Origin of the sequence: Nostoc sp. DedQUE04 (assembly GCF_034530995.1) — a bacterium.
Classification (GTDB): domain Bacteria; phylum Cyanobacteriota; class Cyanobacteriia; order Cyanobacteriales; family Nostocaceae; genus Nostoc.
This window is the reverse complement of record NZ_JAVRCA010000031.1, coordinates 59982-84981: the sequence shown is the minus strand read 5'-3', so window position 1 is coordinate 84981 and position 25000 is coordinate 59982. Positions and strand designations below refer to the sequence as shown.

Genomic DNA, 25000 nt, shown 5'->3' with positions numbered 1-25000 from the left:
AAAGATAAAATAGATCAATTTTATTTAGGGTCAAAACCCATGAAAAAACCATTTTTACAAATTACTAGACTCTTTCTAGCTACGGCAGCAGGAATTAGCTTTGCTTCCTTGCTCATGGCTCAACCAAGTTCCGCTCAAATCAGCAGCCCAACGGATGCTTTCCCCAGCAATAGTACAACAGACCAAAATACCGATCCTTTCGCCCGTTCCAACTCAGACAATTTTAATATGTTCGATCTGATTCATCGGGCAAATTTCGGGAATCTCAACTGGGATTCTAACCAACAGAACGAAGAACTAAACTCAGCAGCAGCAGCCTTTAAAGCAAGGCAACAAAAACTAATTCAAGGTCAACAACAGCAACCTACCCTCAGTTTGCCAACGGTTACACAACCATCAGTTACGCCGCCATTGGTGACACCACCATCAGGTAATTGAATCAAACAAAGAACCCCAAGCCTCTAGAGGCTTGGGGCTAAGACTATTTAAAAAATCCTGAGTTATCAGGTAAAAAACTACAGCCCAAGTGCAGCTAAAATATCGCTAGCATGGTTGCTGGTATTTACATTAGCATCAACATGGGTAATTTTGCCGCTGGGGTCAATTACGTAGGTGACGCGCTTGGCATAACCACCGCCATCCACATCGAAAGCTTTGATTAGGGATTTGTCGCTGTCAGCCAGTAGGGGAAAATTCAAATTATATTTTTGGGTGAATGCTTGATGGGAGACTTCATCATCTGCACTGACTCCCAAGATGACAATATCTTTACCTTGATATTGAGACTGGGCATCCCGAAAACTACAGGCTTGTTTGGTGCAGCCTGGTGTGTCATCTTTGGGGTAAAAATACAAAACAACTGTCTTCCCGGCAAAATCAGATAGCGAGACTGTGTTGCCGTTTGTATCTTTGGCGGTAAATGCAGGTGCATCCGTACCAACTGCTAGAGGCATAATTAACCTTTCCTGTTTCAGATTGTTGATGCACTTGAAATTTTACATTAATTTATAATGTTTAAATATAATTACTAAAAAATAGGATAAATAAATATACTTTAGGTAACTAATTTTGGTTTAATGGGGTATTTAGTACGAGAAAAAATATATTATTAAATTAATCTTTGTTAGAAGAAAAATTTATACCCATAGACGATGCCTGCTGTTGATTCCCAAAACCCAAATATTTTTGTCTATCCTCAAAGCACAGTAGACAGAGCCGAGCGATCGCTAGTGTGTTCGCCTTTTAATGTATCTTTATTTGAAGTGATGGGTCATCAGAGTGTATCAGTAACTGCGATCGCTCTGGAAAATGGACTCAAGCAGGGCTATACTAAACGCCCTTTATCAGAATTAGCCTGTGATGACGCTTTGGGCTGGTTGATTCAAGTAGGTGTATTGCGCCGAGAAGTTGATGGTCAGGGAATTACAGATAGTTTTCGTCTCACTCCCTTGGGACGCCAGTTAGTGGAGCAGTATCAGGGAAAAAATTGGCGTACTCCTTCATGGCGCGATCGCTTCTATGATGCAATGATTCGTTGGTTACGGATACCTTTTTAGAATAAAAAATCCAAGAGTTAGGATTAGGGAATCAAAGGGAACAATATACACGGAAACATCATATCTATTCATGAAGTCTTTACCATAACCGTGCAACTGCTATTTGTGATGGTTATAGTGGGCATTGGGCATTGGGCACAAAAGCCAGAGGTGCAAAGGGGCAGAGGGAAAAAACTTACTGCAACTTTCTCCTCTGCTCCCCTGCTCCCCTGCTTTTCCACTCCCCTTGCTGCCTTGTTGTTCGCTCCTAAAAATTAACTCTGTATCTTGAAAAACTAAGTGATAGCAACTATGAAATCAATTATGGTGGTGGGGACAACATCCCATGCAGGGAAATCACTTTTAACTACAGCTATTTGTCGCATTTTATCGCGGCGTGGTTGGCGAGTGGCTCCCTTTAAAGGTCAAAATATGGCTTTAAATGCTTATGTTACTGCCAGTGGTGGAGAAATTGGCTATGCTCAAGCAGTGCAAGCTTGGGCTGCGGGAGTCGTGCCTTGGGTAGAAATGAACCCAATTTTACTCAAACCTCAAGGGGATATGACTTCTCAAGTAATTATTAAAGGGAGGTCTGTAGGCAAAGTGAGTGCCTCAGATTACTACGAGCAATATTTTGAACTGGGGTGGCGGACAATTGAAGAATCGCTACAGCATTTAGGAACAGAATTTGACATGGTGGTTTGTGAAGGTGCCGGTAGCCCTGCGGAAATTAACCTCAAGCACCGCGACTTAACTAATATGCGGGTAGCAAAACATTTAAATGCACCAACCATGTTAGTAGTTGATATTGACCGGGGTGGTGCTTTTGCCCATGTTGTTGGTACCTTAGAGTTATTGGAACCAGATGAACGCGCCTTAATTAAAGGTATAGTAATCAATAAGTTTCGAGGGCAGCGATCGCTCTTAGATCCGGGGATAAAATGGTTAGAAGAACGCACAGGTATCCCCGTTATCGGTGTTATACCCTACTTGCAACAAATGTTTCCAGCCGAGGATTCACTTGACTTGCTAGAACGTCAATCGTCGTCAAATAAAGCCCAAACTGACCTCAACATTGCTGTCATCCGCTTACCAAGAATTGCCAATTTCACCGACTTTGACCCACTGGAATCAGAAAGTACAGTTTCAATTAAATACTTAAGTCCTAAGCAAGATTTAGGACATCCTGATGCCGTAATTATCCCAGGTACAAAGACCACAATTGCTGACCTGCTACTGTTGCAAAAAAGCGGTATGGCAGAAGCTATCCAAAACTACGCTGCTTCTGGGGGAACGGTTTTAGGTATCTGCGGTGGCTATCAAATGCTCGGTCAAATCATCGCCGACCCAGAAGGGATAGAGGGACAAGCTGGCAGATTTCAAGGGTTAAATCTTTTACCAATCAGAACTGTAATTACAGGACAAAAAATCGCCCGTCAGCGCCAAGTTAGCTCAAATTATCCCCAACAAGGCTTGCCAGTTAATGGCTTTGAAATTCACCAAGGGCGATCGCGTATCGAACAGCAAGGCATAGATATTCAATCCTACCATGCCCTATTTGACGATATTAATTTAGGGTTAGTAGATAGTTGTCAATCAGTGTGGGGCAGTTACCTTCACGGGCTTTTTGACAATGGGCCTTGGCGACGGGCTTGGTTAAATCGCCTCCGTCAACAGCGAGGTTTAAAATCTTTGCCCACCGGTGTTGCTAACTACCGAGAACAGCGAGAGCAAATTTTGGACTCTTTAGCCATTGAAGTTGAAAGCCATTTAGACTTAAGTCTGTTTTTGTCTTAAGCTAAAATCCCTTGAAATGTCATTGGTCATTGGTCACTTGTACTGAGCATAGTCGAAGTATTGGTCATTTACAAAGGACAAATGACAACTGACAAATGACAACTCTATTAAATGCGTAATATTGATGATTGTTCGTGTCCGCTTTTTACCAGATGATGTCACAGTAGATGCCGAAGTGGGAGAAGCCCTCTTAGATGTAGCAGACCGGGCTGGGGTGTTTATTCCCACCGGTTGTCTCATGGGATCTTGTCACGCTTGCACCGTCGAATTAGAGGATGGAGAGATTGTTCGCGCTTGTATTACCGGAGTACCGCCACGCGAGGAATTGACGATTAATTTGTTTAGCGATCCAACTTGGTAGTTTTTTAATCCTCTAAATTTAAAATGTCAAATGAGGAAATAGAGGTAAAGAAACAAGATGAGTAAGCTTAAATACCAAATGGTAATTAAGTGGTCTGAGGAAGATGATTGTTTCTTAGTAGGATTTCCTGATTTTCTAGGACAACGCTGGCGGACTCATGGGGATACTTACGAGTTAGCTGTGGCAAATGGAATTGAAGCTTTAGAGTCTCTAATTATTGCTTACGAAGCTGTCAGCGATCCACTTCCAGAACCAACAGTAAGTAGAGTGCATTAACGCAATTTACTAGGTGGTAACTAATGCTGCGCCTAACGTACCTTAGTAGCTAGTGACTAATGCTGTACAATTTGCACGCTTCAAGTTTATTTTGATTTCAACAGGATTTTTAGGTGTTATTACTGTAGTTTTAAATTTAGAGAATTTTATAGTTAAGGACTAGAAATTTTTTAGTAAGAAGAGGCAATAGTTAATATGTCAAATTCAAGAGTTGCAAAGATTATAAGACCTAGAATTGCAAGAACTAGATTATCAAGAAATGTACAGCAATACCAAGACTTTGTAAATGATGGCTACAACTACATCCTCAATCCAGAAAGCGGAGAATTACATCTCGTTGGTCTAAGTAATTTCCGTGGCCCTCACAACCTAACATACGCAAATTTAGAAGAGTTTTGGGGTATTTATAATTTAGACGATGATAGCCCAATTGACCATTGTCTCGACGGTACAGAAATCCCGCTCTACTGGCATGACACCAATGAATTTATTGGAAATTATACACTCAATAAATGTAAACACTGTTTTCCAGTGTAGTATTAACCATTAAAAGTATTCAGGCCCTTAACAAATCGATATTTTCCTATCAGACAGTAAGAAACTTTTATACATTATTTCCTACTGCCTGATTTTGCCATCTATATCAATTAGCTTTAACATTCAGCGCGTATTCTTTAAACCTTTCCAAATCAGCTTGAATCGTTGATTCAACTATCCGCCCCAAAAACAAGTTATCCATAATTTTGCCAAGAATGCCGGGGATAGCATAGGAAATAGTCATTTTCACAATGCTACTATTGTGGCGATCGTAAAAGCGAATCGCTCCCTGATTTGGCAAACCATCAACAGATTCCCATTGGATAATTTGGTTAGGAATAACTTTGAGAATTCGGGATTGCCAAGAAAATTCTAGACTGCCAGTTTTTAATTTCCAAAGAGATATATCTGGATTATCTGGCGGAATTTTCACTGAATCAATCCACTTCATCCACCGGGGCATTTGCTCTAAATCAGACCAGAGGCTCCATACTAAATCTATGGGAGCCTCTACTTCTACCTGCACAGTATGTTCTAACCAGTCTGACATTCCTATTCTTCCTTTGCGCCCTTTGCGCCCTTCGCGGTTAGTTATTTCTTCAAACTTTCCAAAATCACTTTTGCCGCACGTCGTCCAGAAATAGTAGCACCTTCCATGCTGTCGATGTAGTCTTGCTGAGTATAACTCCCGGCAAGGAAGAAATTATCTACTGGTGTTTTTTGGTTGGGACGGTATGCATCCATCCCTGGCGCTTCTCGGTAGAGAGACTGAGCAAGCTTTACAACACTGTACCAAGTCATATTTAGCTCTCGCGACGAAGGAAACAGTTCATGGACTTGCTTGAGAACATGTTGTGCGATCGCTTCATTACTTTGGGCAATAAACGGATCTCCTGGTGTCAACACTAGCTGTAACAGTGAACCCTGTCCTGGGCGATAATAATCAGCAGGGCTAGTCAACGCTAAATCGGCAAAACAAGAAAAGTCAGCATCGGCTGTGTAAAGTAAATTATCGATTCCAGCCGCATGGTTTAACTGTTTACGTTGCTCTCCATCGTTCAGTTCTGTTACCCAACCATCAAAGCGTAACTGCACTGTAGCCACTGGCACTGCATCCAGTTTGTAAATATTGTCAAATTCTGACCACTTACGCCACTCCTGGGGTAGGATGCGTTGAATTCCTGGAACATCACAGGCAAAAACGTAAGCATCAGCTGCGATCGTTTCTACTGTATCACCTTGGGCAACTACTATACCAGTTACACGCGTTTCTTCAGCTGACTCAGTAAACTGAATTTCCCGCACTTGCCGACGCGTGTAAACTTTGGTGCCTCTAGCTTCCAGATATTCCAGAATTGGTTTGTGTAAATATTCAGCTGGAGAACCTTCCAGCATTCGCAAAACTGAAGCTTCAGTTCTAACTGCAAATAGCTGGAATATGGTTAACATACAACGGGCAGACATATTTTCGCAATCAATAAATCCCAATGCGTAGGCAATGGGGTTCCACATCCGCTTGATGCTGCCATTACTTCCACCATGACTGCGAAACCAATCGGCAAAGCTAACTTTATCTAAATTGCGGATAGTTTTCATCGCCCCGTTAAAGTCTACCAATCCGCGAACTATCGGACTAGTACCCAAAGCGATCGCATTTTGCAATTTATCCTGCAACGATAGTTGGGAAGTAGTGAAAAATGCCTTTAACCCATTGAAAGGCGCACCTGTAAGAAAACGAAAATCTAAAGCACCAGTGCGCCCCCCTTTATTAATAAAAGTGTGGGTATGTTCCTTGAGGCGTAAGTTTTCTAACACCCCCACTTTTTTCATTAAGTCAAATAGTTGGTAGTAGCACCCGAAAAATACATGCAACCCCATTTCTAGATGGTTGCCATCTCCATCAACCCAACTGCCAACTTTACCGCCGACAAACGGACGAGATTCAAAAATCTCTATTTCACAACCAGCATCAGCTAGATCCACTGCGGTTGCTAGCCCAGCCAGTCCCGCACCTACGATTGCAACACGCATTCCGTCGTTCCTTTTCAGTTTCTTTACAGATTGTAACTGGGTTGGTGTCGGAATTTGCTACTTAATATCAACTCCAGCAGCATATTAATGCTTGCCAATATCGATACTAAAAACTCTTTGATTACTTCTTTTAGTCCCGGTAAATGACCAGACGCGATAAAAACGCGTCTGTATCATCTAGACAAACTTTTGTCCATAGCAGCGGACTCTCAAAAGTATCAGAGATATTTTTTTGGTGGCAAAGCAGTTTTCTGGATAAGTTGTGAAAGTCACTTCTTAGTTGTTTGCATCTTTACCGTCGTCGGAGACAGGCAAACTTCTAATCAGTTCACGAATCACATCAGTTGCAGGTCTACCTGTTTGTTGGCAATATTTTTCTAGTTTTTCCGCTTCCTGCGTTGCAAGATTAACTGTTATGCGTTTAACTGCCCATTTTTTATTTGTCATTATCATGCTATCTGCTGTATATTTAGATGGTCGAAAGAGTCTAAATTAAAGAGGGAACCGATAAGGTTATCAGAGTTTGTCTCACGAAACAAGTAATACCATTAATATTAAGAATGTTTGTTTTGTCAAAGGCTCGATCATTTTCTAAAAAAATCAAAATACTACACTTTATTTGTTACTATTGTGACAGCAGAAATAGCACATCGTTGCTTTTGAAGATAATAACCCTACTAACAGCATGAGTAAACCCTAACAATGAAATTTTATAAAGAAATTCAAGATACCTACTGTTGACTCAATGAAGATTTCCAAAGTTATTCTCCATTGAAAGCATTTGACCTTCTCTCTTAACTAAGTTCGTCAAACCCAGTTGGAGAGAATATCTGCTAGAACATCAAAAAATAAAGCTTCAGAATCATTATCATACTGAAATGCTGATTTACAGGAGGGTTGAAGTGGTGTGTATAGGGCGTTAATAGTGACTTAGAAAGTAGACAAATAAGCGATCGCCTTAAAACAAACACCTATATCTAACCAGACTGTAACCAAGAACTTAAGAGCTACTTGAACTGTTATCAATTTTGGGTTACTTCGATCAAGCTGATTGCTTTTCACTGCCAATATAGTAGCCCGAAAAAAAGGGACAACGCTCAGTCTACTGAGTCTAAATTGCCAATTATCTTGGTAATTTTTGACAGCAACATCTGTAATTTCACACAGACGAATTCATCCAGAATATATGTGATGTTATTTGACTGCTGCCGATAATATTTTAGTTTTGTTTCATACTTCTACAATAAATTATCGTCAGAATGCAATAAAGTATTGCATCTTTTTTATCTTCTTTCTAGCGATATAGCTTGCTTTGAAAGCAGCAATATTTTGACGATTTTTCGTCTTCATCTATCTGGAAGTTATATAAATCATTTTTAGCCAAGTAGGGCGTTAGAAATTTGACATAAAAATTTTTCCTCATATCTAAGTCAAGATATAAATTACTGCCAATAAAATTTTTATTACAACTATTTTTATCTGGTAAGTATACCCATAAAAAGAATCGTATATTTTAATTGTTTCGGCAATGTGTTTATTATAGCTATTATTTACGCGCTTTAAATAATCTTCATTTAGACACTAGCAAAGCTATTTTTCCTCCTTTATAAAAAAATTACAAAGAAAAACATATTATCTGAACTTTTGCTTAATGATATTGATATATAACAGAAGGCTAAACTCAAAAGCTTATTAAAAAAAAGATTCCAATATCTCAGTGCGTCAGTAAGGTTTGATTCAAGCAGTCTTTGTAGATAAATTCTTCGGCTATTGTAGTTATTTATACTTAAAAGCTTGAGATAAAATAACTAGAAAACTATGAAAATACAGGTACTTCATGAAATTTAGGTAAAGTTAGCTTCTCAAGATTGGTTGCGTATTCGTATTGACATATACATGAATATTCATGAAAAAGTGCCGCACGCTGATAGGTACGCAGATCGCGAAGACTGAGTAGAACCGGAAATACTCTGCCTCTACTTAAAAGACTACCTACCAGAGATGGGTTATATACCAATAGGATTTAGTTAAGGGTTATTGGTGTAGACAATTGGTCTTTCAAGACGCGACAAAACGCCTGTCTACATCTGGGTTTGGTTGCCCATTCTGAATTGTATTGGGGTATATACAAAAGTGAAAATCCTGAGTCTTTTTTACTTCAATACAGTTCAGTTAGCGCCAAAAACCTTAAGTTGTGTAAGTTGGGCTGAGGAACGAAACCTAACACTTTCATAGCTTTGTTGGGTAAAGCAAAGCGCAACCCAACAAAGCAGTTTTCTTAACTGAACTGTATTGCTTTTTACTTGCCTGAAACAGTTACTCCTTAATTCAGAATTCTGAATTAAGGAGTAAAACACGCTTTATATTTAGGTAACAGACTTAGCTTGTGTAACTCACTTTCCTTGAAATCTGCTGTCAATGATGCGCCCTTACTTCCATCCCCACGTTTTGCTATGGGGTAAGACAGTACTCAGCACTGGTGAATCAACACTCCGTTGATAAAGAGAACAGGGGTAAACGTTAAAAGGCAAAGCCTTCCCTTTTTTCCTCTCAAATGCAGTTTTAATCAATCAAATACACATCAACTTAACTTCTCATACCGATGATTTGAGATTGAGGATTGCGGCAATTCATGCAATTATTCAAATTTCAGTTGGGGCATAAGTTGGAGAGTGCCAATACCTAAATCTTTAGGTGAAAGCGATCGCCCTTCAAACAAAGCCATCATATCTCGTAACTGAGGATTGCCACGGGAGGCTCCCGTTAGTCCTTTGGCAATGATTAAACCACAGTAGCCCTTAGTATTTTTACACCGCTGATTCCATTTTTTTCGGGCTTCGACATGAATCGGATCTTCATCTAAAAATTCACCGAATAGGAACAATTCGCCATTTTGAGTTTGCAATAAACCTAGGTCGTAGCGATCGCCATCAAAAGGATCGGCACCTGGATTAAAGCAAATTGCTCTCAGTCCGCCTGCTGCTTCAATTCTTTCAATTACAGTCTTCGCCTTGGGTCGGGAAGTTTGAATTAAAATCACCGGCAAACCGTCACCCACTTGTTTGATTTCACCAGCCTGGTGGTAGCTGACCCCCTTTCGCAGAAACTCCAACATTTCCCAAGACACTACACCTAAGCTGAGGAAGGAATCTTCTGGTATCAAGTCATCTCGCAATGATTGGAAATCAAGGTTGTTAATCTCCTCGTCATCAATACCAAAGCCTGCCATTTCCTCTAATTCTGCTGCTAACTGCGGCATGGTAGAGACTGTTACAGGCACTGATTTAGTTGATTCTTCCGACTGCGGTAGAGAAATACGATAGCGACGGCTTAGAGTTGGGAAAATGTCCTCATGAAGTTGGCGACGGTGATCGCGAATAAAGCGGCTCAGGCTTTCGATCGCAACCAAGATTACCAATGCTTCTTCGTCATACAAAACAGACCGTAGTCCTTCTAAGGGGTGGATATTACCAAAAGTAGGGTCAATTTCTGATAATGGCAGATCCGCCAAATCATCTTCTTCATCGTCATCTTCATCAGTTTCGTCAACGCTCTCAAAAGTGAGAAACAGGCAATCTTGCTTAAGGAACGCTTCTTCTAGATGCTCTGTTGATTCTTCATCCGTTAAAACTGCGGCGCGAAACTGTTTTAAAGAGTCTTCTGAGCGATAAAACAAAATCCCATACTCCATTCCCAGCATTCCCATAACTGAGGCGTAGAGTGTGCCAACATCCCACTTATTAATCTCGATTGACAAAATTTGCTGTTCTTCTAAAAATTCCCAAGGTGCTGCTTGCCAAATTGCAAATGCTTTCTCTCGCAAGATTTGCGCATACTGTGGGGGTAAATCGGGGGTTTGACTATCGAGGATGTCGGCGAATCCCCGAAATAGTTCGTCAATTAAAGGCAGTTCTGGTGCGTAGTCAATGGCGATATCCAAATCTTGCAGCACTCCCCGCAGGTAAAATTGGATCTCGCGGTCTTTGACTACAATTCTTTGGGGTCTAGCAGGTCTTGCCGGACTCTGGGGATGCTCCATTGCTTGCATTAAGGTGCGAACTATTGCTTCTGGGCCGGTATCAGAAGCTACCACGTCCATTCCTCGAACAACACCTTGGGAGTAATCTACCCAAAGAATGCATTCTCCCTTTGCCTCTGAGTCTGACACCTGGTTTGGTGATGACAACGGACGGCGATCGCCCTCCCATACAGAAGGAATTTGAGTTAATTTCTTCAACCGGCGACTGGTAGAGCGATTAAAACTTGTCATAGAATCAAAAGAAGCAATTTGGAAGTAAACTTGGGGGCTAGCTAGCCTCGGATTAAATTTTTATGGCTGCACCTGAAGGGTGGTTGCTTCTGTTGCTGCCGTAAGGCTGGAATTTTAAGAATACCGAATGTATAAACACATTGAGTCTCTCAATTCTAGAATAAAAATCTTTGGCTACTTTTGACGGAGTGTTTACAATTTGGTATCTAGCAACATCTAAGCCGCTAGAATGAATACAAAAACACCAAGAGCAACCCAGAAGCATTACAAGCCGATATAGGGTAACGCTTATACTAATTAAGGAGTTGAAAAGCAGATGACACAAGCAATTGAAGCTCAACAACGTGGAATTCTGTTGAGCGAAGCCGCATTGCACCAGGTAAAATCTCTCCGGGACAAGCAAGGCACAGACTTGTGCTTACGGGTAGGGGTGCGTCAGGGTGGGTGTTCTGGGATGTCTTACATGATGGACTTTGAAGATACCAGCAAAATAACCCCTCATGATGAAGTTTTTGATTATGATGGCTTCAAAATTGTCAGCGATCGCAAGAGTTTGTTATATCTCTACGGTTTAATGCTCGATTACAGCGATGCCATGATTGGCGGTGGTTTCCAATTCACTAACCCCAATGCTAATCAAACTTGTGGTTGCGGCAAGTCATTTGGGGTGTAATATTGTCAGTTGTCATTTGTCCCTGAGTATTGGACGAAAGACAAATGACAATTGACCAATGACTAATGACTCATGATTAATTTACTATGACTCAAACAGTTGAATCCCTGTTTGATACAGGTTTAGAACGCTATAAAGCAGGAGAATCAGCAGAATCTTTAATCCCTGTATTTAAAGAAGTGTGCGATCGCGCTCCTAAAACTAGTGCAGCTTGGGTTTGTTTAGCGTGGTTGTATCTACTCGATAACAAACCCAATTTGGCTTACAAAGCTGGACAGAAGGCAGTCAAGTTAAATCCACAAGATCCCCAAGCTAGAATCAATCTTGCCTTAGCAATGCTGGAAACAAAGCAAAAAGGCTTGCGAGAACATATTGATATAGCACAGCAGTTAATTTTTGTCAACGAAGAATGGAGTGATGAAATAAAAAATAGTATTGAGGACGGTTTAACTAGAAAACCAGATTGGCAGAGTTTAACAAAAGTCAAAAATTGGCTGTTTGAAAAGTAAAAAATGGGGACTGGGAACTGGGAACTGGGGGTTAGGGACAACGAGGAGAAGGGAGAATTTATTGAAATAACTCTCTAGGCTGTCTCTTCCCAATGCCCAATTCCCAATGCCCAATGCCCAATGCCCAATGCCCAATGCCCAATGCCCAATGCCCAATGCCCAGTACCCACTCCAATCATGAAAGATAAATTGTTAAATTGGCTAAACATGGTTTTAGTCGCAGATGTTTTTTTAGTTTTGTTTGGCTTTGGCTGGTTAGCGATCGCTGCGATCGGTGATGCTGCTGGAGTAAACCTGGGTTTGGATTTGTGGCATCAACTGTGGCAACCCTTGTTTAACCCCGCAATTGGCATTCTCATGGGCGGTGCAATTCTCAGCGGTATTATCAGTTGGGTTTCCAAAAAATTTCTTTCTAGTCAATAGTCAAAGAATAAGACATGGGGCAATTCAATTTTGGATTTTGGATTTGAGATTTTGGATTAAATTTCAATCTAAAATCCAAAATCTCAAATCTAAAATTCTTACTCCCCACTCCCTTTTAATTAAGAATTTGTGTTAATGCCGATTGCAAATTAGGATATTTGTACTCAAAGCCTGTTTGCACGGTGCGTTTTGGGATAACTTGCTGACCTTCTAAAACTACTATAGCCCCGTCTCCTAAAAGAGCTTCGATCGCAAAAGCAGGAACAGGCAACCAAGAAGGGCGATTCATCACTTGTCCCAAAGTTTGGCTTAAATCTGCCATCCTAACTGGGTTGGGGGCAGTGGCATTGTATACGCCTTCTATTTCCGGTTTAGTTAAAGCTTGCAAAATCAGGCTAACTAAATCGTCTACGTGAATCCATGAGAACCACTGCCGACCACTGCCAATAGGCCCGCCAGCAAAGAGTTTGAAAGGCGGAATCATTTTACCTAAAGCACCACCATTGCCCAGGACAATCCCAAAACGCAGAATTACTAGTCGCACACCAGCATCTTTTACTTTTCTCGCTTCAGTTTCCCAGGCTTGGCAGACTTGGGCAAGAAAATCGTTACCAGATAGACTGGTTTCATCAAAGGTAGCCGTTTCACTGGTGCCGTAGTAGCCAATAGCCGAAGCGTTAATTAACACTGATGGTTTAGGATTAGCATTGGCTATTGCTTCAACTATTTTTTGTGTACCTAACTTTCGGCTATTGAAAATTTCTTGTTTCCGTTCTGGTGTCCAACGTCCTTCACCAATAGGTTCTCCTGCCAAATTAACTACGCCATCACAATTAGCAATGACACTTTGCCAAGAACTAGATGCATTTGGTGTATAGGCAACAATTTCTACATTAGGGAAAGCCTCAGATGGAAAAACCTTTTGAGCAAAAGCGGTATTTCGAGTTAATGATACTATTTTATGACCTTCTTTGTGTAATCGTTGTACCAAACGACTACCGACAAATCCTGTTGCTCCAGTAATTGCGACTTTCATTTTCTACCTTAGCCAAACCTTTATTGTAAAGTTTTCGATCAAACTTTCAGCTTACCAAAGAAGGCAGGAGGCAGGAGACAGGAGGAAGAAAACACATTTTTTGCCCTCTACCACTTTCTTCTAGATCGAGTAAATTTATTTATGTTCGCGAAGCGTGTCTTAGAGAAGAAATAATAAAGTATGTATTTCGAGCGGAAAGTGCCACAAAAAATACTGCGTCCTTATTGAAACCCCATTCAGCTGACACTCACGGAACGCCTAAATTATTTATGACGTTTACCTCCTACCTCCTGCCCCTTGCCTCTTCATTGACTGTATATCTGGTAATACCTGCTCTCAAAAACTTTGATTTTTTAATGACTTTATATTTAGATACTTCGGTATTATAGGATGGACAGAGTGTTGCAAGGCTTGGGGCTATTATGGCTCGCTATACCTGTTCATTTATTGTTTCTGTTCCTAGTGACCATCTGGTGCCGTTACTTGTAGAACTTCTACAGGACTGTCAGTTGGATATTCAGTATCACACAGCCGAATATATTATCGGTCGTGAGGTTCCTGGAAATGTTCCTTTTCCTAAATTAATAACAGTAGAAGTACTGATTGACAAATCAAAATCTACTGAGACAGAAACTCGGATGAGTATTGTGATTAAAAATGAAGAACTACCAATTCACCTAGATAATTACTGCCGACAAATGTTTGAGTTAATCAAGCAAGCTATTGAAAGTAGCCGCCATTGGCATTTGATTGAAAGTATTGCAGGATAGTTTTGGTGATTGAATTGATACTTCCACGGTTTCAAACCGTGGAAGTATCAGACTGTGATTGGTAGTTATAATTCACTCTCTTAATCCTCTAAATCCTCGGCCATACCGGGGTTTATTAGTGTAATGTCGTACTCGCTCGAATCCGTTTGTCCTAAACGCTGAGTGTTTCTTAAAAGGTAATAAATGGCACGTACTTGAGGCCCAAAAACGATCTCGTCTTCATTTCTGAGATCGTGGGCTGGTATTTTACGTCCATTAATCATCAAACCATTGGAACTAGGCTTACCTTTGGCATCGCCATCTACAATCCGGTAATAGTAGCTATGACTATTATGCTCTCGTGGCAATCTCACTAATGTGGCATGGCGGCGGGAGACAAACTGCGACATCAAACGGATATTACATTCGCGGTCTCTACCAATAGAGTAGACGGGGTGCTCCAGAGAAAATTCTTTGCGACCTTGATCGTCTTCAATAATTAGTAGATGGTTTTCATTGGTTTCTGCTGCCATTGACAAATCGTGGAACTGTAATTGATTAAACTTTGTTTAGTATCGTATCTTGCCATTTTTGCGCACCAAAAGTTTGTGGTGCTAATCTAAATAAGCTTTAAAATTGCATAATACCTTGAAAGAGTAGAACATGTCCGTTCTACTCCAGTAGCTATGATAGCTTTGGTAGGTGTCTTAATCTGACGACTGACTCCTGAATTGTGTTTTGACAATCCAAAATTTGTGGTGGCAAATTGGACGTGTAAACGAGTATTCTACGGGCGATGAGCGAATCGCCGTAATAATATTGAGTTGGTGACGACGCTAACAGAGCTAAAAGCCATTAATGCAGCAGCACCAGATGGGTTAAGCACAAAACCCAGACTAGGAAATAAAACACCTGCTGCTAAAGGAATGCCAAGTGTATTATATGCAAAAGCCCAGAATAAATTTTGGCGGATTTTGTTGAATGTGGCGCGACTAAGCTGAATAGATTCGACGACATCGTTTAGGCGATCGCGCATTAAAATAATTTCAGCAGTTTCCATCGCCACATCTGTCCCGGAGTGTAAAGCAATTCCTACATCAGCTTGAGATAAAGCTGGAGCGTCGTTGATTCCATCTCCTACCATTGCGACTACTGAGTGCTGAGTGCTGAGTGAGAAGTGAAGAGTTTTCTTCGTCCCCTTGTCTCCTTGTCCCCCTTGTCCCCTTGTCCCTTCTAACTGGAGAGACTGGATTGCAGCTGCTTTTTTAGCTGGGGGAACACCTGCTATTACATCAGCGCTATCTAATCCTAGTTGTTTAGCTATGGCGCTAGCTGCTTCTAGACGATCGCCACTGAGCAACATTACCCGTAAGCCCATTTGACGCAACTTGTCTACTGTAGATCGAGCATCCGATCTAAGGGTATCAGAAACACCAATTAGTCCGGCTAAGGTTCCCCCAATTGCTACATAAACGGCTGTTTTACCATTTGTTGCTAAATCCTGTGCTAACTGTTGTGCGGTTTCGTTAATGGCAATGCCGTGCCAACTCAACCATTCCCAGTTACCCAACAATACAACTGTGCCCTCTACCACAGCAGATACTCCTAGCCCTGGTTCCGTGTGAAAGTCTACACCCTCTGGAATAGATAACTGTTGCCGCCGTGCTTCTTGCTGAATCGCTTTTGCTAGGGGATGGTGAGTACCGCTTTCTACGGCTGCTGCTAGTTGGATTAGGGATTGAGCATTATTCTTCTCCAGTCCCCAGTCCCTAGTCCCCGATTCCTCAATTAACAGACAATCTGTGACTATGGGATTACCTGTGGTGAGAGTACCAGTTTTATCAAATACTACGGTATTTAACTGGTGTATTTTTTCTAAAACATCGCCACCTTTGATTAACAAACCTCTTTCTGCGCCCATAGCAGTTCCAACCAGAATGGCTGTTGGTGTGGCAAGTCCCAAAGCACAGGGACAGGCGACTACCATAACTGCGATCGCTAGTTTTAAACTAATTAACAGGGAAGAGTGAGGAGTGGAGTGGTGAGCGTGGCTCATCATTTCCATGCCACCAGACATGGTGATATCAGTCCAAATGTGAGTGCCGAAAAAGTACCAAAATCCAAATGTTAAGACAGATGCTGTTAGTACCCCGTAAGTAAAGTAACCAGCTACTGTATCTGCTAATTTCTGTACTGGGGCTTTGCGAGTTTGGGCGGCTTCTACTAGGGCAACAATTTGAGCTAGAGTTGTATCACTTCCAATCCGGGTTGCTTGAATAGCGATCGCTCCTGACTGGTTTAGTGTTCCCCCTGTCACTGTATCTCCTGGTTTCTTGATTACTGGCACTGCTTCCCCGGTTAGCATCGATTCATCAACCGTTGTTTGACCAACCACCACTTCACCATCAACGGGGATTTTATCACCTGGCAGCACTTGTAAGCATTCACCGACACGCACCTGTTCAGCAGGAATCTCAACACTAGAAGAACCCATTCCAGCTTTCTCTGGGTTGGCAATCAATCGCGCTAAGAGTGGCTGGAGTGCTAGCAATTTCCTAAATGCAGCAGCCGCTCGACCTCTAGCTTGTTGCTCTAATGTCCTTCCTAAGAGAATAAAGCCCAGCATCATTACTGGTTCGTCAAAGAAGCACTCCCAACCCAATTGGGGAAAAAGCAGCGCTAGTAAACTAGCAATGTAGGCTGTCAGCGTTCCCAATCCCACTAGGGTGTTCATGTTAGGCGCATTTCGCCGCCAGCCCAGCCAGCCATCTACTAAAATCGGGCGACCGGGAATTAACAGCGCTACTGTCGCCAGTCCACAGTGAAACCAGATGTTATTTAGCACTGGCAGCACTGAGCTACCAAGATTACCAAAATGTCCACTTCCCGACAATATCAGCAATACCCCTGCGATCGCTAACTGCCATAGAGAAGAACGCATTTCTCGGCGTTGTCGTTCTGCTGGATCTGGTAAGGTTGATATTTCGCCTGCTACTGTGCCATTAGCTTTTCGGGGTTGAGTCGGGAATCCAACGGCTGTTAATCGCTGTGCCAGTGCATCTACATCTATTGCACCAACTTCTGACTCTACAACTGCTACCTCTGTGGCCAGGTTCACACAGGCACTCTTGACTCCTGGATGTTGGGTCAGCTGTCGCTCTACAGCGTTCACACACCCAGCACACTTCATACCCCCAACATCTAGAATAATCTTCTCTAGGATTGGGTCAGGTTCTAGGGCTGGCTTAGTTTTCGGGACGAGTTGCATGGCTTGTGTTTAGATTCGCTACAGAAATTCAACGCCTGACTAAAAGCGTCTCTAATTCGAGCGTAGGCTAAATATGGAACTATGACTCAATGTCAACCATATTAAAATTATTAATTTATCGTACTTCGTTGAGCATCAAGACTATCGCTGCATTTTAATTCAACGTTCCAAGTTCTCAGATTTTTCTGTAGGGTTCTGAATTTTAAATTTTAAATTTTTAATTTTAAATTCCCCTACAGGGGGTTGACATTTCCAACGTTGATAAGTGACATAAATAACAGCTGCCATCTGTATTGGCGCGATCGCAATCAGGTTTTTGAAGAAATAGTTGATTTCTAAATGAGATATAACGCTGAAATATCCTAAGCCTAACAAGAAGAACATTGTCCAGTTAAGCTGTTTAGGTTTGAAAATAAGCATATTATTAAAAATAAATATAGAAAGTAAAAGTGCTGTATAACTTTTGTTAAAGGTAAAAGGTGAAGCGGAAGGGAAAAAGGATGTTTCTTTGGTTGCTCTTTATCCCTGCGCTTTTGCTGCAATCCTAAACTTGGCAGGGAGGATCATTCTCTGCTTCCAGTAAGAAAGTTATTCTTGCACTAGAACCAGCCCTGCTTATTCACAAAATAGGTATTTACAAATCCTTCAGGGGATTTATTTAAGTAAATCATGCCTTCAATTAGACCTACAAGTTGCATAACTAACAAAGCAACGCCGTAGGTAAAAGAACCCCCAACTACAGAAATCACTAACATGATAAAGCCTTCCGAAGCGTATCCTAGAATAAACTTATGAACCCCGAATGCTCCCAGGATAATGCCACAGTAACCAGCTAGAAGTTGTTTGGTAGGGTGACTGGGGTTAAGATTTGCCATATAAGTGCTGCTCCTTGATAAGTGAGTATAAAAATAAAGTCTTTATTGTAATGGAAGCAAATACATTTACTTGCTTAATAAATAGATTTTTAATTTTTTCAGTCTGAGTAAATCTCAAGATGAATAATTAAAATCAGCGTGCTTCTATTCCAAAGGAGACGCCAAGATGTCTTGCGCTATAGGCCGAACTGGCGCTCCTTGATGACTTTTGCTGGATTTGACGATCGCAAACCTTGGTACAGCAGTTTTGCAGATTTTTAGCTCAGACATTTATCTTGAGCAGAATCAATCTTAAATAATCAGCAAAAGCTGCTACATACACCACTTTTTACAAGTCCATCAGTATTATTTCCGGATGTTTTTGCGTAGGCGTAGCCCGTCGTAGACATCGCACCAATGGCAAGACAACTGCGTGGCTAGTGGGAATCTAGAAGTGCAAAAGGCAGCTTCCATATCTTTATAACCGTTTTTTAGTTACCGATCCCCACTTCCATGAGCGCAAACCGGAATTGAATTCCAATTTATGACAGCTAAAAATGGTTCAAGAAGGCAATTAACATCTCGAAAAATGGCTAAAATCTACCTGAATGAGAATAAATGCTTAACTAGATAGTTTGTTGTCTATGTTAATAGCATTCTTTAATTTGCTTTTGCCATTATCGTAATTGGGTTTTCAGCTAGTATTTATGCTTGTAACCAATTATTACTAGTAAATTGTCTCTATCTAAGGAGATAAAATCAGATATTTTTGTTTTTGGCAACAGTACTATACTTGTATTAACTACTACCTAAAACAAATAAACTTAATAGTGTACCACTATTCCAAAGGCTGTGGAGGAGCATAGGAGCGAGGAGATTGCGCGATCGCGTGTAAACTACTCCCAACACAATGCCTAATGCGGTCAGGGGGAGAATTTCCGATAAGCTGAGGTGAGCGATCGCAAACAACAAACTACTGATCAGAATTGCTCCCCACACGGGTAAGTAACGAGTTAGAGAGGGTAACAAAAAACCGCGAAAGAGGATTTCTTCAAAAAATGGAGCTGCGATCGCTGCTGTGGAGAAAAATATACCTAGCGCTACACCATCTTGGCTTTCCAGGGCTAATTGCAACAGAGGATTACTCCCACCCTGTCCTTGCCATAGCTGCTGATTAATCAAAGATACCACCACAACTACAGGTAAAGCCGTGCAATAGCCTCCCAGTCCCCACAAAAACCAGTTATCTTGAAAACGGAAGCGAAACCAGAATTCCGGTAGTGGAAAAAAGCGCTTGAGAGAGAAATACAGTACTAACAGCGCACCTAATGCTACTAAAAAGTAACTAACCAACACAGAAAATGCCTGAAGTCGCACATCCACAATGGGACGCGGGATGGGTAGCAACGATATTACTAAGGGCACAAAAATTTGCCCCATAAAGAAAAAGCCAATGATAAAAACCTGCAAAACCGTTTCACCACCCCAAGGGGTTGACCAGGGGATATCAGCATTTTGAGCTAATAACGAGGCTTTTCCTTTCAACAAGCGTTGAGCAAATAATAAAATCAGCAGTATTAGACCAATTAAAGCTGCCAAGGTGGGAATAGTGCCAATAACTGCCAATTTAATCACTGCTTGAGCAGAAGATTCTTGTTGTGCGGCTTTTACTGCTGATAACGCATCTTGTCGTTGCTGGAGTTGGTATAACTTAACCAAAGCAGTAGAGCGAAACCAACCTTCTAAATTCTTTTGAATTGGTTCTTGAGCATTTGGGAGGATACGAGGAGGATTGCTCCACAGTCCAGTCAATACAGCGGCGGTTTCCCAAAACCCTGAATTAATATCTGAGCGTTGTTGTAATTCGCTCCAAGTCTTAAAGGCTGTATCCGTCTGTCCTTGCTGTGCTTGTAAAATTCCCAAGCGCAGGTCTAATTCAGCCAGTAATTTTTGTAATTGCTCAAAAGACTGCTGTAACTGTTGCTGTCCCTGTTTAGACGTTTCAATAGTGGGAGGAGCATCCGGTAGAGGTTTCGGAGGCGTGGGAGTTATTTCAGCTTGAGAGCGTAATTGTGCAAGTTTGTTGTTAACTTTGTCTAAATTAGCTTGAACTGATTGACGCGCCTCCTGATACTGCTTTGTAGCGCTTTCTAGAGGTTGCTCACCAAGTATTGCTTCGCGAATCGCCTGGAGTTTGTCATCATTGCTATCTTCTGATTGCCAAGCTTGGGCTTGTAAAGCAATATTTGTTTGGTATAGTTCCAAACGACTTTGAAATTGAGGTTCTTGCCAACTACCGAATAAAGCCGAAACTGCTAACAGAACTGCTATCGGCGTCATCACAAAAAATAAAACCAACCGCTTGAGTGTCATCTATCCCCCTTTGACTAACCAGTGGAGAGCGCGTCCCCCTTGGGAATTATCGCAATAAAAAGTCAGAGGTGGATAGATATCATCAATATTATAAGTTTGCAATGAATGTGCGGTGCCTGCGGTAAATGCTCGCCTATGCACCCACGATGTTAAATTACAGTGGTGTTCTCTTATCTTGAGGAAGCCGATAATCTTTGTTTTGAGCGATCAATCACTCACTACGGACTAGGATTTTATTTTATGTTTAATTATGCCTACTTACGAGTTTCAGCAGTCTAACTTAGAAAAATTCAGGATCGAGAAGTTTTTCCATAGTGAAAGGAGACTCAAGGGGAAAAGTTTCTATTGGCTTTTCAGTTTCATTTGCGGCATCTCGACGAGCGCGGCGATAATATTTCTGTATCCACTACCTGTCTTCTAGAAGGCGCTGCAAACTAGGAGTATCTTTCAAAAGGAATTTAGTAATTACTCCTTTGATTAATTTCAATTTGTGTATTTTTTAGTACTCAAAATTTATAAATAATGAAGAGTGAAGAATCAAAATTTTAATTCTTCACTCTACCTTATTCTAAATTTCTAAGATTCTCTTCCCGATGCCCAGGTATCACGCCATTTGACAGTACCTTCTTTCGCAATCACCCAGCGGCGATTTACGAGATTTTCGCGTAGAGGCGATCGCCCTTCCCGCCACATGGCATATTTATAAGCAATTAGCTTACCAGCACTTTCATCAAAGGGAATTTCGGCAAACCAAGTATTGGTGTTGATGTACTCTAAAGGATAGGCTTTGCCAATATCCCAGTTACCTAACTCTGGGCAATCTCCTGTCACCACAATAATTTCACCAGGTTGGGTCTCTACGCCATTGAGTTGGACGCGGACAATTGTTTGTGCTTTTAACCGTTCGCCAACGTGGCTGAAAACAATTACTCCCCTTTCTTCTAGTACTAGGTCATAAATCTTGCCATCTTTCACCTCATACTTGTTGCGAGTCACTACGCAGGTATGTTCGCCATCGGGCAATTCTGTTTCTACTTCTGGTAAAGTAACTTCTCCTCCCCGATTTAAAGCGACAAAACACACAGAGTCACGATAACGGCGTACATAGCAGTAAACATCCGGTGTTAAGTATTTTTGCCAGTGGCTACCCATTGATACGGCTGGATTCAGTCGCCGTAAGCCAGACAGCAGTCTGATGCAACGATAAATCTCACTCTCAGTATCCCAATTTTCCATCATTGGGCGGTTGTACGGGTCGTTGCCGCCATCAGTGTCGTTATGCAGATACTGTTCTGTGCCGTAATATATGCAGGGAATGCCGCGACAGGTCATAATTAAGGCGATCGCAACCTTCAGCATCGCTGGATCGGGATTCAGCGATTGGAAACGGCACATATCATGGTTATCAATGAAGGTAACTAGCTCTGTTGCCCCGTTGTAGCGATGATCTTGGTCAAAAATATATTGAATTGTTTGGAATCCGTTTTCTGAACCTTGTCCTAGTGCGGCTCGAATTGCCACGCACAAGCCAAAGTCTAGAAGTGTCATGCCTGAGTGGTTAACAAATTCCACTGAGCGATCGTCACTGGGATTACTATAAATCCATTCACCAAAAATGAATACATCTGGTTTGTGATTGGTCATCTCGCCAGTGAATTCTTGCCAAAACCAAATCGGCATGTGCTTGACAGTATCCACCCGCAGTGCATCTACACCCCGGTCTAGCCATTGTTTAATTGCTGACTTGATATACTCCCGATATTCAGTATTATTTTCATTGAAGGTTGCTAGACCAGATAATTCACAGTTTTGTACTTGCCAATCATCTTCCCAATTTTGCACTTCGCCATAGTGGTGATACCAATTATTGACATCATCATTGAAATCAGCAATTTTGACACCATCATCATACAATTCACCTTTACTACCGCTAGTATCAGGTGTGCTATGGTTGCAGACAATATCCAGCACTAGCTTCATATTGCGCTTGTGCATTTCTGTAATTAACCGATCGAAGGTCGTATTTTTTTCTTCTTGAGTTGCGTTTAAAGAAGGGTTATCTCCCTGCGCAATGTATCGAGGATTAAGCCGTTTAAAGTCTTTTGTCCAATAGCCATGTATTGCTGCATTACCAACAAATAACTCCTCAACCTGCTCGAACAGGGGAGTTAGCCAAAGAGCGGTAACTCCCATATTTTTGAGATAATCTAATTTATCGATGACACCTTGCAAGTCGCCACCCCAGTACTTACCCCAATCCTGTCTAGTTGGATCGTACAGTTCTGAATTTGCACCTTCGCTGTTATCTGGATCGCCATCATAAAAGCGATCGACTACGAGAAAATAAATTGTTTCCTGACGAAATTCAATATCTCTGGTGTAAAGGAACTCTAGAGCAATCTCAATATCTAACTGCGGTTCTTGTATAAGAGCTTCTACATTTTCCTTTGCAGGATCTACTTTATATTGATCTGGTGAAAACTGAGATGGTGGGGTTTGTACCATAAAAAAACTCAAAATTTCATCTAATTCACACTTGCAGAACCAACAGTACAACGTTTCAGGTATTGTGTGTCACTACAAACTTGGGTATTGTGACATCCTGCTTACGGTGTAGGTATCTATCGCTAGCTAGTTTATAATTCTATCGGTAGATATAATTCATCTGCTAGAGGATAAAAATAAAAAAATATAGCAGTTATTAAGGATAATTGCTAGGTTACAAAAATTTACAATATTTAATTAAATTAACCTGTAGTAAATACTGAGTTTGTCTGGTACTTAGGTGTATATTCGAGAAAAGATTTTAGAACACCTCAACTCCTTAGATGATATTAGTTGTCAATAAGGTTTAGTTGTTACACCTGAGTAATACTGAGTAAACCACGTATCAGCCAACTTTTTCTCTAGAAGATTCGCTCCATTGGTAAACTGACCATTGTCACTTTCAATCTGTTATTACTATCAAGGAATTAATTTAGGTAGCAATTATGACTAAATATGACAAGGTTTTTAACTCACCAAAGACATCAGAGGAATCACTAAGTCCAGAGGAAGCAGTGGCAGCGATCGCAACTGTGACTGCGATCGCTGATTCATTTATTGAAGAGGTAGATGCAGAAAGTTTAGCGGGTATCCTCTGGGAATTCGAGGTTTTCGAGGAATACTCAGAAGATGACATTGCAGAAATAGTTGATAGACTGATCTCCATTGCCGAAGAAGAGGGAATTGGGCCTTTGTTTAATGCCGCTAAAGTATCTCTCTCAGATGAATTAGTGCTAGATGGTTTTGCAGCTGGGGTAATAGTGCTTTTAGACGATGACCTCGCCATCCCCAAATCGAAACAAATCTACCTGAAAAAGCTACAGGCCGCTTTAGAACTTGAGGATGAAGAAGCAGAGGAAATCATCAAGGAGGTAATTGCAGCCTTTAAAGAAGCAGAAGATGAAGAATATGCAGACGATGAAGATGAGACAGTAGTCATCGAAGATTTTAGCGAACAGACCTATCAATCCCCTTTAGGTAATTTTACCGTGCCGATTCCGGTCGATCCGCAGCAGGGCGGTAGAATTCAAAGCCAGGAAGGAGTAGTTGGCTTTTCTGATGACATCGGTACTTTACTGAGAATCGATTATTATCCTTTCCCCTTAGAACAGTTAGAGGAATTGGAGTCTGTTGGACAAGAAGAATATTTACAAACAATTTTAGTAGACAAGTATGTACCCCAAGCGATTTTCGCTAATGTACCAGAAGCTTCTGTGGAATATACCGAATATCTGGAAAATACTTTGCGAGGCGCTTACTACGTGTTAATTGATATGCCCAAAGGTTCGACAATTTCTAAGCAAGAAAATAATGGAACTGCGATCAGATTAGATGCGTACCGGGGGTTGCTCACCTTTATCAGTGGTGAATTTTTGTATATAGTTAGTAGTCAGCACAGCTTTATTAACGGCGAAACTCCTGATTCTGTTGAGGAAGAGGCTGAAGACATCAAAGAAAGTATTTTAGAGTTTGTTGAGACTATAGAGTTCACTTAGTACAGTATTTCATTCATTCGTGGCGAATTAAATTTGGCAGGATTCTGCAATACCAATGCATTGGCTGGCATTAGACATAAGAATGTAGAGACGTAGCAGTGCTACGTCTCTACAAGAATTCTGGATAACGCATATTTAATTTCACCAGAGTATATTCGCCTTGCCTTCGCTTATGTGATGTACATTTGGAAAGGGCGATGTCTGACGACAAGTTTGGAGAAGACAAGAAGTCTCAGGCTCCGCACTGGGTGTCTACGCTTATAATTTT

General features: G+C 41.3%; 24 protein-coding genes. 11 read left to right on the top strand and 13 right to left on the bottom strand.

The window, feature by feature from the left end:
* Positions 1-39 precede the first annotated feature (39 nt).
* The gene (locus RM049_RS21105; RefSeq protein WP_289798886.1) at positions 40-438 is read left to right on the top strand and encodes a hypothetical protein; all 399 of its coding nucleotides are present in this window, start codon (positions 40-42) and stop codon (positions 436-438) included.
* A gap of 77 nt (positions 439-515) precedes the next feature.
* Here RM049_RS21105 and RM049_RS21100 read toward each other — a convergent pair whose 3' ends face one another.
* Positions 516-953 carry a peroxiredoxin gene (locus tag RM049_RS21100; RefSeq protein WP_289798885.1) on the bottom strand — a complete coding sequence of 146 codons (438 nt, stop codon included), beginning with the start codon at positions 951-953 and terminating at the stop codon, positions 516-518.
* 198 nt (positions 954-1151) lie between these two features.
* On the opposite strand from RM049_RS21100, the gene RM049_RS21095 reads away from it, so the two are divergent.
* The 5 genes from RM049_RS21095 to RM049_RS21075 all read left to right on the top strand — a co-directional run bounded on the left by RM049_RS21095 (position 1152) and on the right by RM049_RS21075 (position 4506).
* Positions 1152-1556: an Npun_F0494 family protein gene (locus RM049_RS21095; RefSeq protein WP_322705552.1), complete on the top strand. Its 405-nt coding sequence runs from the start codon at positions 1152-1154 to the stop codon at positions 1554-1556.
* A gap of 291 nt (positions 1557-1847) precedes the next feature.
* Positions 1848-3332 (top strand): cobyric acid synthase CobQ, encoded by a 1485-nt coding sequence (gene cobQ, locus RM049_RS21090; protein WP_322674259.1) that lies wholly within the window; start codon positions 1848-1850, stop codon positions 3330-3332.
* Positions 3333-3456: 124 nt separating this feature from the next.
* A complete protein-coding gene (locus tag RM049_RS21085; RefSeq protein WP_289798882.1) occupies positions 3457-3693 on the top strand; it encodes a 2Fe-2S iron-sulfur cluster-binding protein in 237 nt (78 codons plus the stop codon).
* 57 nt (positions 3694-3750) lie between these two features.
* Complete coding sequence (locus RM049_RS21080; RefSeq protein ID WP_322705551.1) at positions 3751-3969, top strand: type II toxin-antitoxin system HicB family antitoxin; 219 nt, start codon at positions 3751-3753, stop codon at positions 3967-3969.
* 195 nt (positions 3970-4164) lie between these two features.
* The gene (locus RM049_RS21075) at positions 4165-4506 is read left to right on the top strand and encodes a hypothetical protein (protein WP_322705550.1); all 342 of its coding nucleotides are present in this window, start codon (positions 4165-4167) and stop codon (positions 4504-4506) included.
* A 106-nt stretch (positions 4507-4612) separates the two neighbouring features.
* Here the strand turns inward: RM049_RS21075 and RM049_RS21070 are convergent, their stop codons facing one another.
* The 4 genes from RM049_RS21070 to RM049_RS21055 form a co-directional block, all read right to left on the bottom strand.
* Positions 4613-5056 carry an SRPBCC family protein gene (locus tag RM049_RS21070; RefSeq protein WP_289798880.1) on the bottom strand — a complete coding sequence of 148 codons (444 nt, stop codon included), beginning with the start codon at positions 5054-5056 and terminating at the stop codon, positions 4613-4615.
* A 41-nt stretch (positions 5057-5097) separates the two neighbouring features.
* Complete coding sequence (gene zds / locus RM049_RS21065) at positions 5098-6537, bottom strand: 9,9'-di-cis-zeta-carotene desaturase (RefSeq protein WP_322705549.1); 1440 nt, start codon at positions 6535-6537, stop codon at positions 5098-5100.
* Positions 6538-6813: 276 nt separating this feature from the next.
* The gene (locus RM049_RS21060) at positions 6814-6990 is read right to left on the bottom strand and encodes a CopG family transcriptional regulator (RefSeq protein ID WP_322674255.1); all 177 of its coding nucleotides are present in this window, start codon (positions 6988-6990) and stop codon (positions 6814-6816) included.
* Between the two features lie 2185 nt (positions 6991-9175).
* A complete protein-coding gene (locus RM049_RS21055; protein WP_322705548.1) occupies positions 9176-10807 on the bottom strand; it encodes a DUF6930 domain-containing protein in 1632 nt (543 codons plus the stop codon).
* A 316-nt stretch (positions 10808-11123) separates the two neighbouring features.
* Here RM049_RS21055 and RM049_RS21050 point away from each other — a divergent pair, with 316 nt between their 5' ends.
* From RM049_RS21050 to RM049_RS21040, 3 genes are all read left to right on the top strand, one after another.
* Complete coding sequence (locus RM049_RS21050) at positions 11124-11480, top strand: iron-sulfur cluster assembly accessory protein (RefSeq protein ID WP_322665540.1); 357 nt, start codon at positions 11124-11126, stop codon at positions 11478-11480.
* An 86-nt stretch (positions 11481-11566) separates the two neighbouring features.
* Complete coding sequence (locus RM049_RS21045) at positions 11567-11989, top strand: hypothetical protein (RefSeq protein WP_322705547.1); 423 nt, start codon at positions 11567-11569, stop codon at positions 11987-11989.
* Between the two features lie 177 nt (positions 11990-12166).
* A complete protein-coding gene (locus RM049_RS21040) occupies positions 12167-12412 on the top strand; it encodes a hypothetical protein (protein WP_094352470.1) in 246 nt (81 codons plus the stop codon).
* 115 nt (positions 12413-12527) lie between these two features.
* On the opposite strand, the gene RM049_RS21035 is transcribed toward RM049_RS21040, so the two are convergent.
* Positions 12528-13448 carry a TIGR01777 family oxidoreductase gene (locus tag RM049_RS21035; RefSeq protein ID WP_322705546.1) on the bottom strand — a complete coding sequence of 307 codons (921 nt, stop codon included), beginning with the start codon at positions 13446-13448 and terminating at the stop codon, positions 12528-12530.
* Between the two features lie 422 nt (positions 13449-13870).
* Here RM049_RS21035 and RM049_RS21030 point away from each other — a divergent pair, with 422 nt between their 5' ends.
* Entirely contained in the window at positions 13871-14218 is a 348-nt protein-coding gene (locus RM049_RS21030) for a hypothetical protein (protein ID WP_322665545.1), read from the top strand.
* Positions 14219-14298: 80 nt separating this feature from the next.
* Here RM049_RS21030 and RM049_RS21025 read toward each other — a convergent pair whose 3' ends face one another.
* From RM049_RS21025 to RM049_RS20995, 7 genes are all read right to left on the bottom strand, one after another.
* Positions 14299-14736, bottom strand: a complete 438-nt coding sequence (locus RM049_RS21025) for an FHA domain-containing protein (protein ID WP_409882195.1) — start codon at positions 14734-14736, stop codon at positions 14299-14301.
* A 248-nt stretch (positions 14737-14984) separates the two neighbouring features.
* Entirely contained in the window at positions 14985-17465 is a 2481-nt protein-coding gene (locus tag RM049_RS21020; RefSeq protein WP_322705545.1) for a heavy metal translocating P-type ATPase, read from the bottom strand.
* A 159-nt stretch (positions 17466-17624) separates the two neighbouring features.
* Positions 17625-17885 carry a hypothetical protein gene (locus RM049_RS21015; protein ID WP_322705544.1) on the bottom strand — a complete coding sequence of 87 codons (261 nt, stop codon included), beginning with the start codon at positions 17883-17885 and terminating at the stop codon, positions 17625-17627.
* Between the two features lie 179 nt (positions 17886-18064).
* Positions 18065-18340: a TM2 domain-containing protein gene (locus tag RM049_RS21010; protein ID WP_289798872.1), complete on the bottom strand. Its 276-nt coding sequence runs from the start codon at positions 18338-18340 to the stop codon at positions 18065-18067.
* Between the two features lie 777 nt (positions 18341-19117).
* Positions 19118-20692 (bottom strand): type II CAAX endopeptidase family protein, encoded by a 1575-nt coding sequence (locus RM049_RS21005; protein WP_322705543.1) that lies wholly within the window; start codon positions 20690-20692, stop codon positions 19118-19120.
* A 280-nt stretch (positions 20693-20972) separates the two neighbouring features.
* Positions 20973-21095: a DUF29 family protein gene (locus tag RM049_RS21000; RefSeq protein WP_322705556.1), complete on the bottom strand. Its 123-nt coding sequence runs from the start codon at positions 21093-21095 to the stop codon at positions 20973-20975.
* A 173-nt stretch (positions 21096-21268) separates the two neighbouring features.
* On the bottom strand, positions 21269-23197 hold the full coding sequence (locus RM049_RS20995) for an alpha-amylase family glycosyl hydrolase (protein WP_322705542.1): 1929 nt from the start codon (positions 23195-23197) through the stop codon (positions 21269-21271).
* A 485-nt stretch (positions 23198-23682) separates the two neighbouring features.
* Between RM049_RS20995 and RM049_RS20990 the strand changes: the two genes are divergently transcribed.
* Positions 23683-24732 (top strand): hypothetical protein, encoded by a 1050-nt coding sequence (locus tag RM049_RS20990; protein WP_322705541.1) that lies wholly within the window; start codon positions 23683-23685, stop codon positions 24730-24732.
* The last annotated feature ends 268 nt before the right edge of the window (positions 24733-25000 follow it).